Origin of the sequence: Microbacterium sp. LKL04 (genome assembly GCF_900102005.1) — a bacterium.
Classification (GTDB): Bacteria; Actinomycetota; Actinomycetes; order Actinomycetales; family Microbacteriaceae; genus Microbacterium.
Genome location: NZ_LT627736.1, coordinates 2,333,059 through 2,349,638, shown reverse-complemented (window position 1 = coordinate 2,349,638; position 16,580 = coordinate 2,333,059). Strand labels below are relative to the sequence as shown.

The 16,580-nt window shown below is 64.2% G+C and carries 15 protein-coding genes; 10 read left to right on the top strand and 5 right to left on the bottom strand.

Annotation, left to right across the window (positions count from 1 at the left end):
* Window positions 1-37 precede the first annotated feature (37 nt).
* Window positions 38-835, top strand: a complete 798-nt coding sequence (locus BLP38_RS11415; protein WP_172824622.1) for a hypothetical protein — start codon at window positions 38-40, stop codon at window positions 833-835.
* A gap of 3 nt (window positions 836-838) precedes the next feature.
* Here the strand turns inward: BLP38_RS11415 and BLP38_RS11410 are convergent, their stop codons facing one another.
* Complete coding sequence (locus BLP38_RS11410) at window positions 839-1,084, bottom strand: hypothetical protein (protein WP_091357607.1); 246 nt, start codon at window positions 1,082-1,084, stop codon at window positions 839-841.
* 47 nt (window positions 1,085-1,131) lie between these two features.
* Here BLP38_RS11410 and BLP38_RS14255 point away from each other — a divergent pair, with 47 nt between their 5' ends.
* The 3 genes from BLP38_RS14255 to BLP38_RS11395 all read left to right on the top strand — a co-directional run bounded on the left by BLP38_RS14255 (window position 1,132) and on the right by BLP38_RS11395 (window position 4,610).
* Window positions 1,132-1,680, top strand: coding sequence for a hypothetical protein (locus BLP38_RS14255; protein WP_157681100.1), 549 nt, complete (start codon window positions 1,132-1,134; stop codon window positions 1,678-1,680).
* Window positions 1,681-1,721: 41 nt separating this feature from the next.
* Window positions 1,722-1,973: a hypothetical protein gene (locus BLP38_RS11400; protein WP_091357600.1), complete on the top strand. Its 252-nt coding sequence runs from the start codon at window positions 1,722-1,724 to the stop codon at window positions 1,971-1,973.
* A gap of 291 nt (window positions 1,974-2,264) precedes the next feature.
* Window positions 2,265-4,610 (top strand): AAA family ATPase, encoded by a 2,346-nt coding sequence (locus BLP38_RS11395; RefSeq protein WP_091357598.1) that lies wholly within the window; start codon window positions 2,265-2,267, stop codon window positions 4,608-4,610.
* A 1,460-nt stretch (window positions 4,611-6,070) separates the two neighbouring features.
* On the opposite strand, the gene BLP38_RS11380 is transcribed toward BLP38_RS11395, so the two are convergent.
* Window positions 6,071-6,646, bottom strand: a complete 576-nt coding sequence (locus BLP38_RS11380; protein ID WP_091357588.1) for a GNAT family N-acetyltransferase — start codon at window positions 6,644-6,646, stop codon at window positions 6,071-6,073.
* Window positions 6,647-7,375: 729 nt separating this feature from the next.
* Here BLP38_RS11380 and BLP38_RS11375 point away from each other — a divergent pair.
* Entirely contained in the window at window positions 7,376-8,881 is a 1,506-nt protein-coding gene (locus BLP38_RS11375) for a toll/interleukin-1 receptor domain-containing protein (protein ID WP_197672421.1), read from the top strand.
* Between the two features lie 183 nt (window positions 8,882-9,064).
* On the opposite strand, the gene BLP38_RS11370 is transcribed toward BLP38_RS11375, so the two are convergent.
* From BLP38_RS11370 to BLP38_RS11360, 3 genes are all read right to left on the bottom strand, one after another.
* Entirely contained in the window at window positions 9,065-9,607 is a 543-nt protein-coding gene (locus BLP38_RS11370) for a flavin reductase family protein (protein WP_091357581.1), read from the bottom strand.
* Window positions 9,608-9,610: 3 nt separating this feature from the next.
* Window positions 9,611-10,957, bottom strand: a complete 1,347-nt coding sequence (locus BLP38_RS11365) for a UDP-glucose dehydrogenase family protein (RefSeq protein ID WP_231916491.1) — start codon at window positions 10,955-10,957, stop codon at window positions 9,611-9,613.
* Window positions 10,958-11,082: 125 nt separating this feature from the next.
* Window positions 11,083-12,417 carry an NtaA/DmoA family FMN-dependent monooxygenase gene (locus tag BLP38_RS11360; protein ID WP_091357572.1) on the bottom strand — a complete coding sequence of 445 codons (1,335 nt, stop codon included), beginning with the start codon at window positions 12,415-12,417 and terminating at the stop codon, window positions 11,083-11,085.
* 105 nt (window positions 12,418-12,522) lie between these two features.
* Here BLP38_RS11360 and BLP38_RS11355 point away from each other — a divergent pair, with 105 nt between their 5' ends.
* The 5 genes from BLP38_RS11355 (at window position 12,523) to BLP38_RS11340 (ending at window position 16,551) form a co-directional block, all read left to right on the top strand.
* On the top strand, window positions 12,523-13,149 hold the full coding sequence (locus tag BLP38_RS11355) for a TetR/AcrR family transcriptional regulator (RefSeq protein ID WP_091359805.1): 627 nt from the start codon (window positions 12,523-12,525) through the stop codon (window positions 13,147-13,149).
* 72 nt (window positions 13,150-13,221) lie between these two features.
* A complete protein-coding gene (locus BLP38_RS11350) occupies window positions 13,222-13,908 on the top strand; it encodes a nitroreductase (RefSeq protein WP_091357569.1) in 687 nt (228 codons plus the stop codon).
* Between the two features lie 206 nt (window positions 13,909-14,114).
* Window positions 14,115-14,726, top strand: a complete 612-nt coding sequence (locus tag BLP38_RS11345; RefSeq protein WP_091357566.1) for an ankyrin repeat domain-containing protein — start codon at window positions 14,115-14,117, stop codon at window positions 14,724-14,726.
* 64 nt (window positions 14,727-14,790) lie between these two features.
* A complete protein-coding gene (locus BLP38_RS14250) occupies window positions 14,791-15,234 on the top strand; it encodes a hypothetical protein (protein ID WP_157681099.1) in 444 nt (147 codons plus the stop codon).
* Window positions 15,235-15,519: 285 nt separating this feature from the next.
* Window positions 15,520-16,551: an alpha/beta hydrolase gene (locus BLP38_RS11340; RefSeq protein ID WP_091357564.1), complete on the top strand. Its 1,032-nt coding sequence runs from the start codon at window positions 15,520-15,522 to the stop codon at window positions 16,549-16,551.
* The last annotated feature ends 29 nt before the right edge of the window (window positions 16,552-16,580 follow it).

Here is a 16,580-nt window from a genome sequence, read left to right as displayed (position 1 = left end):
GCTGCAGTCGATGTTGGCGCCCACGGGACGCGGAGCCGTGCCCATCCGAAACGCCTTCGTGCAGTCAGCAGCGCCGGGGCCGGACGGTACCCGCGCCGGTCCTATGGCCTCACTTGTCGGAGACTGGCCCGCGATCAACGCCTACCTACTCATTCACGCGGTCGCGAGCGCCAGCTCGCCGCACATCGCGTACTACCCCGCGGGATCGTGGGCAACCGTCGCCGGACTTGCTCTGCATGCCGAGATGGATTCCGCGAAGTCGCGGTGGTCGAAGCAGGTGACGAAGCTCGTCGAACGCAAGCTGGTCAAACGAAGTGGATCCGGCCGCAGCGTCACCTACACACTTCTCCACGAATCCGGCAACGGAGACCCGTACACCCGACCGCGCACTGCCGCAGACGGACCCTGGTTCGCCCTCCCGCATGCGTTCTGGCTCGAAGGGCATGAACGCGACATGGACACCGCCGAGAAGGTGATGCTGTTGATTTCGATGAGCTTGAAGCCAGGCTTCGAGCTTCCGGCCAGTCGAGCGCCATCTTGGTATGGGGTGTCGGAGTCGACGGCCAAGCGCGGCCTGCGGAAGCTCGAGCGTGACCTGCACATGATGTCGGGGGACGATTACGTACCCGACGCTAAGTCCAGGACGATGTGGAGGACTGTTCGCTCGTACCATCTGATCGGCCCTTGGGGTGCAGCCGAGAGGAAGGCCGCGATGCGCACTCGCCGGTCGCCGGCCTTCCAGGCTGCATCGGCGGCAGCCTCGGCGGCCGCAGCGTCGGCCTCAGCGACGGCGGCAGCCGCGTCGACCTCGGTGGCGGTCGAATCGGAGAGCTGACCATCATGCGCCGAAGAGGCCCGCGATGAGCTCGACGATGCGCGCAGCCGTCTCGACGCTGTCGACGAGGCTCGTTGTGCCCGCCTCGAGGTCGCTCAGCATCGTCTGGACCTGGCGCATAGTGTCGCTGAAGAGTGCGGCCGCTTGAGGGGCCATGAGGATGAGCGCAGGGACGGTCCAGCGGGAGTGCCGCGGGTCTCCGTCCAGGCGTGAGGTCGGAAGTTCGTTGGGGTTCAGGTTCGTAGTCATCGAGGCCCCTATGCGCGAGGTCTCGAAAACTCTGAACGAGCAACTCGGTGTCCCAGGGTGGGACAGTTGGTCCGCTGTGCGCCGAGGAAGGGAACGCCACCGAAAACGATCGTTTGCGGCTGCGCTGCGCCGAGGAGGCCAAGTTGCGCGCCAAAAACGTGGAGCAGAACCTAGTTTCGGTGGGCGTTTCCGGCGGCGAGGCGACGGTCAATCGCGCATCGGCCTCGATCAGCGCATCACGAGCCACTCTTGCTGATCCGGTGGATGAGTGCGACCGTCTTGGGATGACGGACGAGGATGCATCTGAGGCACGGTCGGCAGGTGGCCTAATCACGCAGAGGATGGTCGCCGAACGTGGGCGGCTGGAGGCGAGCGGTTGTCTGATCCTGGCGGCAGTGATGTTCGCCCAGGCGGCTTTGAGGGGTGTGCCGACTGACACGCTGGAGTGGGTCTTTCTCGCGGTGAGTGTAGTTCTGGGCGTCGGGTTCGTCGGGTTGAGTATCCGCGTCCTTCGCACGCGTAGTAAGCGGATAGAGGAGTTCGAAGCGAAGCACGGTGTCGGGGCGGGGCGACAAGAGCCTGTAACGCGCAAGTAGGTCGCTCCGGCGGCTCACAAACGGTCTGATTGGACGTTCCGATGCACTGGTGGCTGACAAAACTGCTCGAAGCCTCGATGCGCTTTATCTGGCCGATCGCGGGGATTCTCGCTGGGTGCGCGCTCATCTGGATGACGATCGTTTTTGCTAGCAAGGACGGGGGTCTTTGGATCCTTCTGATACCGGCGCTCACCGTCCTTCTGGTCTCGATGTTCGCGCTCATATGGAGCAACACCCCGCGCGCCAGGAAGCAGTGGCAGCAGTACGAGATGCCCGACGACCCCGACAGCTAGCTCGGGACGCGCGCCCTCTGGTCAAGGGCACCCAGTTCGCGACACTCTCACCGAGAGAGCGCTCGTCTGGTCCGCAGATAGCGGGTTTATTTGACTTGGCATCTGCGGTGCGGCTCGCCGCCGAAAACGATCGTTTTCGGCAGCCCCTAATCGGAATGCTGGGTATCTATGGTCGGACCGGAGGATGAGGCCGGAGCCCCGAGGTGGGCCAGTTCGAGAGCGACAGCGCGGGTCAGAGCCCTTCGCTAACCTCGAATCAGGCCGGACAGGGCTCAGACCTGGGGGATCAGAATGACGCGCGCGCAGATCACTCGCTTTCGCAAGATCGGGAAGTATCGAGTTTTTGAAAACTGGGGCGACGAAAGTCGGCCGAAGGACCTCGCCCGTGTCAACCTCATCTATGGGACCAACGGCAGCGGCAAGAGCACCCTCGCAAACATCCTCCACGCCTGCTCAATTGGCGCACCCGACGTCGCTCGAGCTGGGATTGAGTTCGACGTTTTGGTGGATGGCGTTCAGACCGTCGTGACTGAGGCGGCGGCGAATTTTTGGCCAAGGGTCCGTGTCTTCAACTCGGACTACGTACGGGAAAATTTGAAGTTCGACGACGTCGATGGGCCGCGCTCCGACAGCCTCCTAACCTTGGGAAAAGCCAACGTCGACGCCGAGCAAGAGCTCGCAGATGCAGAGAACCGGCGTACGGAGATCGAGCCAGCAGCAGCTGCCGCGCGAGCAGAGGCCAAGGCAGCAGACAAGTCCCTGCAACAGCGGATGACGGAGGTGGCCGGATACGTCGTCGATGATCTGCGCTCATCACCGGTTGCCACTTACCGCGGGACGAATGCGTACACTCGGGCCAACGTGCGAGCTTTGCTTGCTGGCGATCGTAGCGTTTTCGACGGCGCGTCGACGGACCTCCCGGCGGATCGCAAGCTGGCAACCTCGGACGCACTCCCGTCCTTCACGAACCTCCAGCGCCCTCGCTTTCCAGCCCTAGAAATCATCCAGGATGAGTCGATCGCTCTTCTGACGACCGACGTAACCGCCCGCCCGCTTGCCCGGCTGGCAAACGATCCTCCTCGAGCTCAGTGGGTCCAGGAGGGCCTCGCACTGCACGAGCAGGAAGAGAACTGCTCGTTCTGCGGCAACCACATCACGGATACGCGGCGATCGGAGCTGGCAGCCCACTTCGACAGGTCGATTGTCGACCTCCAGGAGCGGATCGATGAGCATCTGCGTCTCTTGGACCAGGCCAGCAGGTCATCTGGCGCTATGGCCGAGAGCATTCCGCGTGACGCAGATCTATACCCAGACCTGGCCGGTAACCTCAGATCTGCCAGAACAGTCGTGCGGGACCAAGTAGACCGCTTCCAAAGTCTCCTCCTCGCCCTGTCGGCGGCGCTCGCGGCTAAACGCGCCAATCCCTTCGTCTCCGGAATCGAAAAGTTCGATCTGGTCGAGATTCCGACTGCGGATGCGGTGATATCCGTAATTGACGCTCACGAGCAGCGACGGAGTGAGCACGTCGCGCTTGCCTCAGCGGCCGCCCGCAGGGTCGAACTGGCTCGCGTAAAGGGAATCATCGACGAGTACGATTCGAGCGCGAGCAGACTTCATGAACTGAACGAACATGCCGCGGCGCTCGAGTCGGAGCTCAAGGAGCTGAGCTCGCGAGTTATCGCACTCCGCAATTTGGACGCCGATCCGGTTCCGCAGGCGGCTGAACTTACGAGCAGTGTCACAAGGCTCCTGGGCCGCTCAGACCTGGCTTTCACCCCCAGTGAGGACGGCAAGCAGTACCGAATCGAGCGAGCCGGTAGCCCCGCCACACACCTAAGCGAGGGCGAACGCACCGCCATCGCCTTGCTTCACTTCTTGGCCAGCATTCGAGAAGGCGTCGTAAGCGGCGACGAACCGATCATCGTGATCGACGACCCCGTCTCGAGCATGGACGACGGGATCCTGTTTGGTGTCTCGTCCTTCCTATGGTCGTCACTGGTGGAAAGCACATACGCCAGCCAAATCATGCTCCTTACCCACAACTTCGAGTTGTTCAGGCAGTGGGTGATGCAGCTTGAATCCGCTGGACGACATGTTGTCGGCGGGTTCACCATCCATGAGATCCGGATGCGCCACCGCAGCCGAGGGGCGAGCACACCACGTCGACTTCCCCAGCTGGACCCCTGGACCGAGAATCAGCAACAGAGCCGTCGACTGAGATCGCTGTACCATTTCCTATTCGCACGGGTAGCTGAGTCGGTGTTGGCCGCAACCCCGGAAATGAGCCTCGCTGAACGTATGGACGTCCTAGCGCTCGCACCGAACGCGGCACGGAAGATGATCGAAGCGTTCCTCAGCTTCCGATTCCCCCAGCACATCGGCAGCTTTCACAGCGGCATGAAAGCGGCGATCAGGGAGCTCGACGATCCAGCTATCCGCACCCATGTCGAGCGCTACCTACACGCTTACTCCCACAACGAAGAAGGCAACATCTCCGCGATCGTGGATCCGAGCGAAGCGACTGTAGTGCTGCGCTCGCTCTTCTTGATGATGCGCGCTAACGATGCGAGGCACTTCAGCGCGATGTGCGAAGCACTCGGAATAGACGAGCCCACCCTATTCGCGCTCCCGAGGTAGTCATCGCGACCTGGCATCCCTGACAGCGGGGCCACATAACCCAACCAGAACAGCAACGAAGCCGCACTCGGACTCGGCAAGGTGCCAGGCGGCCTTACCCGCGAGCAAATACGTCGCGTCGTCAACGACATCGCCACTCAAACCGACGTCGTCGCCCTCACCATCGCCGAGTTCATCCCTCGCGACGCTCGCCATCCAGGGGCTCATCGACGGCCTCCCGCTCGTGAGCGAATAATCCCCCACGCACCACTTGACAGGGCCTGATTGGATGCCGCAAACGTTGTCGCCGCACGATCAGATTAGCCCCGCCGAAAACGATCGTTTGCGGCTCGTGCGCCCGAGATGCCGAACTGGACGCGCCACAAACGGCACCCGCTACCGGGTTTTGGCAGACCTTTCTGGTGGATCGGCTACCGCGGTAGCGACAGTATCGCCAGTGTCCCGACTACGCCGACCACGGTAGCGATCAACATCAACCAGCCTCTTCTGGTCGACGTGGTGCTGAGGGGACGCCGGTCATCCTCGATGCCCAACCGGGTCCTGATCTCCGCTGCTTCCTTATCGAGTGCTTCGCGGTGGTCGATGTGGCCGTAATCGGGCGTGCCAGCCACCCACGCGAGGTTGATGAGTTCTTCGCGGATCTGTTGCAGTCGGGCGTGGTCGCGCTTGGGAGCATCATCAGCTGTCATCTGAAGGAGCGCCCTTGCCCCGCCCCTTCCTGAGTTGTTGTCCGCCGATGATGGTGCCGAGAGCGCCGAGCACGGCGAGTCCTATCCCCGCGGGTGGCCCCGGGAGGTCTGAAGCGATTGCGAATATGGCGAGTGCGGTACCTCCGAGGAAAGTGAGGAGCGACCCAACGAACATGACGAGGTACGGGGCTCTCATGTGGTGCACTCTCCCACGCCCGAGCCCACCTGCTCTATCCCGCGTCGAGAGGGTGCCTCACTTCGGCTTCCGAAGAATGATCACCGCCACGAAGATGACACACACCGCGATTCCTGCCGCCATTAGTGCCCACCCAGGTAATCCGAGTGCTGCAGAGACCCCTACATCCGGTGATCCCTGGCGAATTTGCGGGACGAAGAGGAGAAGCGAGAACAAGACGGCCAACCCCCCGAAGAAGACGATTCCCGCGGTCCTGCCGTTCATAGTTGACTCCTCGCTTCAACCGCATCGGATGGCTCACGACACTATCTCGCTCGCAACGATGCATCGGGCTTAGCTCCGGAGGTCCCAAGCGGCCCGCAACCGCCGGGACGCTCGACGAATCGCTCTCGTCGAACCCGCTTGTAGCTCACCGCACAGCGACCTCTTCGCAGGCCTGCCCTTCGCCCACCGAAAACGATCGTTTCCGGGCGCATCGGATCAAGGCTGCTGAACTGCATGCCGGAAACGTGGATCAAAACCTGGTTTCGGCGGGCGGTTTTGGTCCTCCTGGCGGATGCGCGGTTACCTTAGGGCTAGCGCAGGTCGCGGACGTACTGTCGGCACACATGGACCCGTTGATAGCGAGAGCGCAGCTCGTCCTCGTCGTCGATATGACCATGGGCGAACGCCGCGTGTGGCTTGGACAACGGTTCGGGCGCGCGGAAACCGGATGAGTCGTCGCCGTCGCTGAGGTAGACGTGTAGGTAGCGGTAACGCTCTTGAAATCCATTCCGTCGGTACCACTCGTTCGCGGCAACGTCTTCCCTAGTCCACGCGTCAAGAGTGGTGACGCGCGTCTCAGAGAAGGCCGCAAGCGCGACTTCGAGCAGGGAGGTCGCTAGGCCGCGACCTTGGTGATCGGGGTGCACGGCGATCGTGTCGATCGTGGCTTCCGTCCCATCGACCTCGATATCGAGGACGCCGACTACGTGGCCCAGCGAATCGGTGGCGACAAGACCGATAGACGGTGCATCAAGCTTGCCGCGGTGCGGCTTGACGTGGTCGTAGTACTGGGTGGTCAGGAAAGCCAACGTGCGGCACCGGACCCACCCGTTCTCGTCACCGGGAGTGAACGGTCGGACGTCGTAGCTAACGGGGGTGAAGGTCATTCAGAGCAGTCTCCCGCAGATTCTTCTGCCGCCCGGGGCTCCTTCCGGCGAGTTCGGGCCGCCCCGCCGTAAACGATCGTTTATGGTGGGTCCACCTCAAGGGCGGCTCGACGTAGCCGCGACTATCAGCTCATCGATGTGGGTCGGTCACGAGCGAGCATCACCTCGGTGGGTGGCTTGTCGCACCGTCCCTCGATAGTGAGCTGTAGATGGTGCCCCTCTGCCGTGCGCGTCCATACCTCCCACCCATCGCTGGCGAGCACCCACGCGGTGCTCGCCGCAAAGGCACCATCGAGGTGGATCCGTGTCGGCTTGGTAGCAAGAGCGCGTCGAGGCGCGGGGGGCCTGTGCTCTGCAGGCCACAGCGTCGCGCTGTAGGTTGCGTCGTGACCCCTCACCGATGCCGTCGCCGACACATCATCGTCCCCGACGAGGCCCGCGCTGAATTGCAGCGAGTCCGGTGTATCGATCTCGAAACGGTAGAAGCAGCCGAATCGGTCTCTTGCTCTACCAAGGAGGTCCGAAGGTGAGGCCATGCGCGGAGTATGACACACGAGGAGTCGGGATCGAGTCCGGTCGCGTCGACCTCGACTGACTCGTCACACGCCGCCTGCTCTGAGATCCGCCGGCGAAGCGGTGCACATGCTCATCGGCGAGGCCGGGAAGGTCCTCCTTCATCCCCAATCTCGTCTAGACCGAGCGTCGGCATCGCTACCTAGACTGCTCCTCGTGAGCCCAGATCAGGAAAAGCACGTCTTCATCTCCTACGTGCACGAGGACAGCACCGAAGTGGACAAGCTTTGCAAAGTGCTTGAGGCCTCCAAGATCCCTTACTGGCGCGACAGGAAGTCGCTCGGTCCCGGTGATGCCTGGAAAGCGAAGATTCGCGAGGCGATCCGGGGTGGCTCGATGGTGTTCCTTGCCTGTTTCTCCGACCGCTCGCGGGCAAAAGAGAAGTCACACATGAATGAAGAGTTGACCCTCGCAGTAGACGAATTCCGCAAGATGCCCCCGGGAAGAACGTGGCTTATCCCTGTGCGCTTCGACGGCGGAGATGTGCCCGAATGGGATCTCGGCGCGGGGCGAGTTCTTGGGGACCTCAACTACTCTGATCTGTTCGGCGAGGGATACGCTCCCGAAGCAGCCTCGCTCGTCACAACCATTCACAACCTGATGGGTGACAAGCAACTCGGCCCCGTAGCGACGCTGAACGCCGTCGAGCAGGCAGCGGCCGCCGACCGAGTCGAACTGATGCGACGACTCACCAAAGAAATGCTCCTCGATCCAACCCGCCGCATCGAACTGGACGACCTTGTCTCGCATGAGGTCCAACGCATCCTGAAGGTCCTCAACGACGCCGACTGGGCGACCAGGCCGATCGGGGTGAACATCGAGGAACAGGCCACTCGGATCGTCACCGAGGCTCAAATCCTCATACAGATCACCCTTCCGTTCAGCGCATCACTCCAGGTCGCTGCGCGCTGGGGAGCGCCTGAAACGCTGGCCCCTTGGGCGAACGGGCTCCGGTCATTTGTGCAATCCGCCACGAGGCAGAAGAGCGGGACGGTGGGGCTGCTGAACCTTCGCCACCTTCCCGGCGTCGTGTCTGTGATGACCGCGGCCCTTGCGTCCGTTGCAAGCGGGCGCTGGGAGAATCTCAAGGAGCTTGTCGCGGAAAGCTCCGTCATCGATTCCTACAGCCCTCGACCGCTAGCCCTACTCGAGGCGGTTGACCCCTACAAGCCATTCGGTGGCGACGAGCTGACCAGTAACGCTGTGGCGCGCGCGGCACAATCCGATGCCCAACCCGCTGAGGTGGTCTCCGACCTGATCCAGAATCGTACGCAGAAGTTTTACACGCCCATCGCTGAGTTGCTGCACACCGTGCTCCGGCCCCTCTTCGAGGGAGAGATGCCCGACACCGCGACCTATGACCTGGAGTTCGATCGGGCCGAGGTCATATTAGGCGTCCTGGCGCAGGACGCCGTGAACATGCGCAAGGCTGTCGACGGGAGCACCTGGGGTCGTTCCCACTGGTTTGGTCGGTCCACCTGGCGCATGGCCGCGAGCCGAAACAATCCCGTGGCGAATCTTCAGCACGACCTATCCCAGCGTGGAGCAGCCTGGGGTCCACTGCGCGGCGATCTCTTCGGAGGCGACTCCGAGCGAGCCAGCGCAGCTGTGGAAGAATACTCAGCCTTATTTTCGGAGATCGCCCGCCACCGGTCCTGGTGACCCCAAACCCTCACCATCCCGGCAGCAGCAAAAGAGCGCTCGACGTATGCCGCTGGAGCGCACCTCGCGGCAGCGCAGCGGCCGCGCCGAAAACGATCGTTTTCGGCGGGGGGCGCCTCACCTGCTTCCGGTGGTCGCCGAGCGATGGGTGGCCGTGAGTTGGACGGATGGATCGATCGGCCGTCAGGCTGCGAGAGTGTGGATCTTGCTGCTGTAGAAGACGAGGGGCGCGCTGGACTCGTCGCGCTCGACCGATATCACGTTGAGGAGGACGAGGGTGTGGTCCCCGGCTTGGATCTCCGAGTGCAGCGTGACACCGATCTTGGCGAGAGCTCCTCGCAGGAAGACCGCACCGTCAATGACGTCGACATCTAGCCCCGAGAATCGCTCGCTCGTCGGCCGCCGCAGATCCTGCGCCACTGATATCGCGTCTTCGCTGAGCACGCTGATCCCCCAACGTTGCGCCCTTTTGAGGAGGGGCCACGTGGACGACGTGTGAGCAAACGACAAGGAGACAAGAGGCGGGTCGAGCGAAACCGACACCAGCGAATTCACTGGCATACCGACAACCGCACCTTCATCATCCTCGGCGGCGACCACCGCGAGCCCTGTAGCGAAGCCGGCAAGCGTACGACGCATGTCGCCTGGATCGACGGTCGGAGCCGGCCCCTCAACCTTCGTCGCGGGAGCCGCGTGAGAATCATCTAGAGCGGAGATGTGCGACATGGTCTAGTCCTTCCCGGAGTCGAACGTGAGGCGCCGTGATTGTTTCGGGCGTCCGAGTGCGCGAACATCCCAGCCCGCGGCTCGGTACGTGTCCGCGTCGAGGGCATGACGCGCGTCGAGGATTCGCCGGTGGGTGACGAGCGCACCGAGTTCGGCGGGGTCGGCATCGCGGAATTCTTGCCATTCCGTGAGCAAAGCGACCGCGTCCGCCTGTTCAACGGCCTTTTCTGCGCTGTCCGCGTATGACAGATCAGGGTGCTTCCGTCGCGCGTTGGGCATAGCTTCCGGGTCGTAGACGATGACCTGGGCTCCCTCGTCGTGCAGTAGTTGCGCGACGTGGAGCGCAGGAGCGTCGCGCACGTCGTCGGAGTTGGGCTTGAATGCGGCGCCGAGGCAAGCAATCCGCGCTCCGCGCAGGTCACCGCCGACGAGCTCGCGCAGGACGTCGACGGCGCGGGTGCGGCGGCGGTCGTTGATGCCGTCGACCTCGCGGAGGAACGCGGTCGCCTGGCCGACGCCGAGCTCGTCGGCGCGATGGGTGAACGCGCGGATGTCTTTCGGGAGGCAGCCGCCACCGAATCCGAGACCGGGGTTGAGGAAGCGCCCGCCGATACGAGAGTCGAGCGAGAGGGCCTGGGCGAGCAGGCTGACGTCGGCACCGGTTGCTTCGCACACTTCGGCCATCGCGTTGATGAACGAGATTTTGGTTGCGAGGAAGGAGTTCGCGGCAACCTTGACCAGTTCCGACGTCGCAAGATCGCTCACGACGACGGGAGTTCCCTCAGCGATGATCGGCGCGAATGCGGCTTCGAGCTGTGCTCGTGCCCAGTCGGATTCAACTCCGAAGACGAGGCGGTCGGGGTGCAGGGTGTCCTTCACTGCGAACCCTTCACGCAGGAATTCCGGGTTCCATGCCACCTCGAGGTCCGCGCCGGCAGGTGAGAGGCTGTGCACCATCTCGGTCACGCGGGCTGCGGTGCCGGTGGGCACTGTGGACTTGCCAACCAGGAGCGACCGGCTGGTGACGCGGCGGGCGAGCTCAGAGAAGGCGGAGTCGACGTAGGTCATGTCGGCCGCTGCCGAACCAGATGTTTGCGGGGTTCCCACGCAGATGAAGTGCACGTCGCCGAACGCAGCGGCATCGTCGTAGTCAGTAGTGAACCGCAGGCGGCCGCTGCCCAGCGCCTCTTGCAGCTTCTCGGGCAGGCCGGGCTCGAAGAATGGCACCACGCCCGAGTTCAACTGGCGCACTTTCTCCTCGTCGACGTCGATGCCGAGGACCTCGTAGCCGAGGATGGCCATGCATACGGCGTGGGTCGCGCCGAGGTAGCCAGTGCCGACGACGGTCAACCGCGGGTGCTCGACGACGGGGGGAAGTTCGATGGACACGCTGCTTCTCCTTGAGGTGTCAGTGAAGGTTGTTGGGTCGGCCGCCGGACGGCCGTGAGCTCCGATCCGAGCCCACGGTCGCCTCGTCAGCGATCTGCAGCGAGCCGCGGGTCGACGCCGAGCTGCGCAGGGAGACCGAGGTGGTCGCGCAGGGTCGTGCCGGTGTAGTCGTCGGGGCGCAGGCCGCGGCGCCGCAGGACGGGTACGACCTGATCCACGAACGCATCCATCCCGTCGTGCAGGTCGTCGATGGTGACGGTGAAGCCGTCGGCGGCGCCGGTCTGCACCCATTCCTGGAGGGTGTCGGCGATCTGTTCTGCCGTTCCGACTATGGACGGTGCCGGGTCGAGAACTCCGTGCCCGAGGATCTCCGTCGGGGTGCGTCCCTGCTGGGCGAGCTCGATGGCGTACGCGGCCTGCGCTACCCCGGGGTGCGGTCGCAGCTGCAATGTCTGCGTGGTGGTGAGTCGTTTGTCGCGGTCGGCGGGGTCGAGGCGCACCCCGAGGACGGCCGAGAGCTGAGCCAGTCGGCCCTCGATCCCGGCGGCTTCTTCCAGCACCATGCGACGCCGAACGGCTTCTTCAAGGGTGGGCCCAACGGTGAGTGCGAAGAAAGAGAGGAACTTCACCTCGTCAACGTCCCGGCCGGCTTCCACCGTCATTGACCGCATCATCTCCCGGTACGACTTGGACTGCTCCATCGTGGGGGCGTGAGCGATGATGCCGTTGGCGTACCTGGCGGCGGCTTGCACACCCAGCCCGCTGGCGAAGGGCATGAAGACCACCGGCTGGCCCTGCTCAGACGGAGGAATCTGCAGCGGACCCCGAGATGCGACATGACGGCCCTGCAGGTTGACGGGGCGGATCTGCGACGTGTCGGCGAACCGTCCCGTGGTCTTATCCGGGGTACCTGCTTCGCGGCGCCAGCTTCCCCACAGTGCCTGGGTGATCTGAACGGATTCGTTGAACCGCTCGTACTTCTCCTCGCGCTCCGGGACAGGGAGACCGTAGTTCGCGAACGCCTCCGGCTCGTAACTGGGGATAGCCTGCCAACCCGCACGACCGTGACTCATCACGTCGAGCGCTCGCACCTGACGGGCGATCGTGTACGGCTCGGCAAAAGACGTCGAAATCGTCGTGACCAGGCCGATGCGGCGCGTGGCCGGGGCGATCGCGGCCAGCGTCAGCGTCGGCTCCATCGAGACGATGGGAGGCCCGGATTCCAGGTCCCCCCAAATGAAGACACGGTCCGGCAGGAAGATGTAATCCAATCCGCCGCGCTCTGCTGCCTGTGCCGCGCGCACTATCGATGCCGTGTCCGTGTAGGCGCTCGTATCTGCCGAGGGCATCCGCCACGCGCCGGGGTGGTTGCCACTCATCGCTCCAAGCACAGCGCCAAGCGCGAACGTACTGCTGCTCATCGGTCATCCTTACGTCACCAGGAAGCGTCATACGGACACATCGTCCGTTTGTCTTCGACTAAGATAAGGACGCAGTGTCCGTTTGTCAAAGAGGAGTGGACCGTGATGAATGACCCAGCCGTCAGCGACCGCAAGACCCGATCGGACAAGGAGCGTAACCGTAGCCACATCCTCGACGTGGCGACAGAGTTCTTCGCTGAGCAAGGCGTCGACGGGCCTATGCATGACATCGCAAAACGCGCGGGCTTCGGGCCAGGCACCCTGTACCGCCACTTCCCGACCCGCGAAGACCTCCTCGCGGCCCTCCTAGAGGCCCGGTGGGATGAACTGTTCGCGCGCCGCGATGTCATCGAGCGCAGCGAACGCGACAGCGCCGCCGCACTGCAAGCCTGGTTGGACGCACTCAGCGATTACGTCACCGTGTTCGACGGACTACCCGACCCTCTCCGCGTGGCGCTCACGAAAGACACCTCTCCCCTCGCGATCACGTGCGAGACGCTCGTGGACACGACCGGACAGTTCCTGGCAGCGGCCCAGCGCGACGGCAAAGCTCATTCCTGGGTCGGCGCGCGCGAACTCTTTCTGGGAGTGCTCGCCTCCGTATGGGTCGGCGGAGCCGTACTCGCCGACGAGGCATCGACCAGCGCACTACGTCCCTTGTTGCGCGCGGGGTGGGAAAAGCCCTCAGTTCCACATCTAGGGCATGGCGGCCGCGCCGACGGCGACGCGTGAACCCGGTGCGCCGGTGCTCGAACGCCGAAACCACCAGCGACTCCGTCCCAACCTCGACACGAAGACCCTCAAATGACTGACTTCCCCTCGCTGCTTAGGTCGCGGAGCTCGGCCCGGAGGTATCTGCCCGAGCAGATTCCAGGGAACGAGATTCGAGAGATCCTCGAGGACGCCCGATCAGCCCCTTCCAACAGCAACACCCAGCCCTGGGTGACCCACGTCGTCTCCGGCGCACCCCTCAAGGACCTAGGAGATCAGCTCGTCGCCGCGTTCAACGGTGGTCATGACAGCCCCGACTTCACGACCGACTACGGCAACGGCATCCACCAGCACCGCGCGCAGCAGTTCGCCGCCCTGCACTACGGCAAGCAAGGCGTCGCCCGTTCCGACCACGACGGTCGGAAGCGAGTTCTCCTCGACAATCTCCGGTTTTACGGAGCTCCGCATGCCGCTCTCCTGTTCATGCCCCTGATCGGCGACGGCGTCAGAGCAGCAAGCGACGTCGGCATGTACGCCCAGAACTTCCTGCTCTCCCTCACAGCACGCGGCTACAGCGGCATCCCGCAAACCATGATCGGCAGCTACGCCGACACCGTCCGCTCCGCCCTCGGAATCGACCCCGAACTCAAGATGCTCTTCGCCATCTCATTCGGACTACCCGACAACGACTCTCCGCTCAGGAGCCTCAACACCCCACGTGTCCCCCTCGAAGACACTGTGGTTCTCCACGGCACAAAGGACGTGGTCGCCCGCGCATGAATCCGCCGTTGCGCGCGGCTCGTGAGACTCAGCGACCATGAACATCAGAGTCGAGATTCGGACGACCTTATTGGCGGCCTTCTCGGACGCCGCGGGTGCGGCCGAAAACGATCGTTTTCGGCGCAGCTGGCGAGTCGCGTCAAATTTTGAAGGCCGCATCCGACGCTCCCACCCACTGACGAACTCACCTGTGCCAAAGTCGCAGAATGTCTCCGAAGGATGAAGAGCAGGAACAGGCGTACCTAGAGCAGCTGCCCCCTCTTGTTCGCGCTGCCGCAACAGGCGATCTCGAACGAGCACGCGCGCTCCTCGCAGCCGGCAGGTCGGTCAATGAGGCAGATGCCACAGGATGGACCGCACTGCATGCTGCGGCTACACGCCGGCACCCGCAAATCGTTCGCGCTTTGCTGGCTGCTGGCGCTGATCCGGACGTCACAGACTCGGCAGGTTTTACGCCGCTGCTCAACGCGTCTGGCCCGGGAGACTCCGCCAGCGTCGAGGCGCTGCTGAATGCTGGTGCTGACGTCGCAGTATCGGACGTCGACAATGGCTGGTGCCCGCTGAGCCGTGCCGCGGAGTGGGACAACTTCGAGGTCCTCACCCTCCTTTTGGCGGCGGGTGCGGACCCCAACCAAGATTCGCCGCTCGTCGATGCAGCTGAGGCGGGCAGCTTGCGTTGCGTTCGCGCACTTGTGGCTGCGGGCGCCGACCCTACAAAACAGATCGATAGCCAGACTGCCGCAGAGTACGCGCGGTCTCATAACCACGACGACGTGGTGGCCTACCTAGAGAACCTCGTCGCAGCCGAACAGTGTTGAGCACCTCCTCGTGATGCGAGGCAGCGATGCCAGGCGGACGCCTCCCTGAACATAAGGTCAAGGCGTGTACGTCTATCGACCGACGCTCGCCTGGCGCCTCACGAACGCCGCTGGCGCATCGACGCTTCCGCTCCTGGGCGGATGCGCACTGATCTGGTCGCTGCCGGAAGGTGACGTGGCCGTCACCGCTGTTGCTATGTCGATCGTCATCTTCGGTTGCGTCTGGCTGGCGCGTGTTTTCCGCGTGCGCGTGATTCTCGACGATGCTGAGGTCCGGTTATGCAACTTCTTCCGCGTCGTGCGGGTCGCTCGGGCGCAGATAACGGAAGTCGACCAGGATCCGCGCACCGCGAAGCTTGAATGGTCCATTCCGGGTGGACGATCGAGAACTGCGACCATAAGCGCGGTCGCAGTGGGGATCAGCTACTCACTGCCAGCCTCAACGCTCGAAGTCCCCCGCCAGTTCCTGGCCCGTCTGGACAGATGGGTGAAGACGCGAGGGAATTGACGGTGACCCGCTTGACGATCGAGCTCGTGTCATTGGGTCCTTCCGCGGGCCAGCCACGGGCTCCTGTGATGAAGGCCAAGCCGAAAACGATCGTTTACGGCGCACGGCCGGGCAGGACCTCGCAAGAGGCCAACACGCCGCGAATCGACCCGCCGAAAACCCCCGCCGAAACCTTCCCGCGCCGAAACTCCCCGCGAACGTTTTCGGCGGGGCCGGTGGGCCCACCTAGACACCGTCCAACGCATCGGCGCCCGGGGCTACGCTCGAACGGTCGGAGGGAGCACCGTGCCGCTGGATCCGTTCTTCCGCGAGCGCCTGCGCACGCATCGCCGGTATCTCGCGAAGAAGGCGTGGACCGACCTGACCGCGCGGTTCCGACCGGCGCCGCCGGCAGCGCCGGCATCCGCTTCGGCGAAGAAGACGACGCCGCTCACCCCGCGCGAGCGGCACCGTCGCGCGGCGCTCAACTGGGACCGCATGGAGCTGCGCAGCGCCGGCATCCCCGGTCCCGACATGGAGACCACCGAGGTCACGGTGCCGGTCGAGGGGTACCCCGACGTCCGCATCCGCATCTACCGCCCCGCCTCCGCCCCGACTCCGGCACCTGCGTGCCTCGTGATCGGCGGCGGTGCGTTCCGCATCGGGGGCATCGACTATCCGACGGCGGATGCCTCGTGTCGCCGCCGCGCCGATCGGTCCGGGGTCGTGCTCGTCACCGTCGGGTACTCGCTCGCCCCCGAACAGCGCTATCCGACGCAGATCGAGCAGGTTCACGCCGCGTGGGTGTGGCTGCACGCGCACGCGCAGGAGCTCGGGATCGACCCGGACCGGATCGGCCTGAACGGTGCCTCGGCCGGCGGATGCCTCGCGGCATCCCTCACCCTCCTCAACCGCGACCGCGGCACACCCCAGGCGGCGCTGCAGATCCTCGAGGTTCCGGTCACCGACCTCACCGGCCGGTGGATCGACCTGCGCGCGACGTACGCCTTGGGCGTGCCCGCGTTCATCGCGCTGCGCGAGCTGCGCTCGGTCGCGAGCACCTACCTCGGCGACCGGTCGCGGGCGCGCGAGCAGTACGCGTCGCCGATGCGGGCCGCCTCGCACGCGGGGCTTCCGCCCGCCGTCGTGCTCACGGCGGAGTACGACCCGCTCCGCCGCGACGGCGCCACCTACGCGGCGAAGCTGCGGGACGCCGGCGTCGATGCGAGCGCGACGCGGTACCTCGGCGTGACCCACGACACTCCTCTTTATGTGGGCGCGCTTCCGGCCGCTCGCCGCTGGGAGGACGACGTCGTTTCCGCCCTCCGCCGCATCTGACGCGCTGGTAGCGTGCGCGACGTGCATCC

What these genes read in the sequence shown, in the direction of transcription:
- BLP38_RS11410 (WP_091357607.1), bottom strand. Translation starts at nt 1,084, where the DNA reads ATGACTACGAACCTGAACCCCAACGAACTTCCGACCTCACGCCTGGAC.
- BLP38_RS11400 (WP_091357600.1), top strand. Translation starts at nt 1,722, where the DNA reads ATGCACTGGTGGCTGACAAAACTGCTCGAAGCCTCGATGCGCTTTATC.
- BLP38_RS11395 (WP_091357598.1), top strand. Translation starts at nt 2,265, where the DNA reads ATGACGCGCGCGCAGATCACTCGCTTTCGCAAGATCGGGAAGTATCGA.
- BLP38_RS11380 (WP_091357588.1), bottom strand. Translation starts at nt 6,646, where the DNA reads ATGACCTTCACCCCCGTTAGCTACGACGTCCGACCGTTCACTCCCGGT.
- BLP38_RS11370 (WP_091357581.1), bottom strand. Translation starts at nt 9,607, where the DNA reads ATGTCGCACATCTCCGCTCTAGATGATTCTCACGCGGCTCCCGCGACG.
- BLP38_RS11360 (WP_091357572.1), bottom strand. Translation starts at nt 12,417, where the DNA reads ATGAGCAGCAGTACGTTCGCGCTTGGCGCTGTGCTTGGAGCGATGAGT.
- BLP38_RS11355 (WP_091359805.1), top strand. Translation starts at nt 12,523, where the DNA reads ATGAATGACCCAGCCGTCAGCGACCGCAAGACCCGATCGGACAAGGAG.
- BLP38_RS11350 (WP_091357569.1), top strand. Translation starts at nt 13,222, where the DNA reads ATGACTGACTTCCCCTCGCTGCTTAGGTCGCGGAGCTCGGCCCGGAGG.
- BLP38_RS11345 (WP_091357566.1), top strand. Translation starts at nt 14,115, where the DNA reads ATGTCTCCGAAGGATGAAGAGCAGGAACAGGCGTACCTAGAGCAGCTG.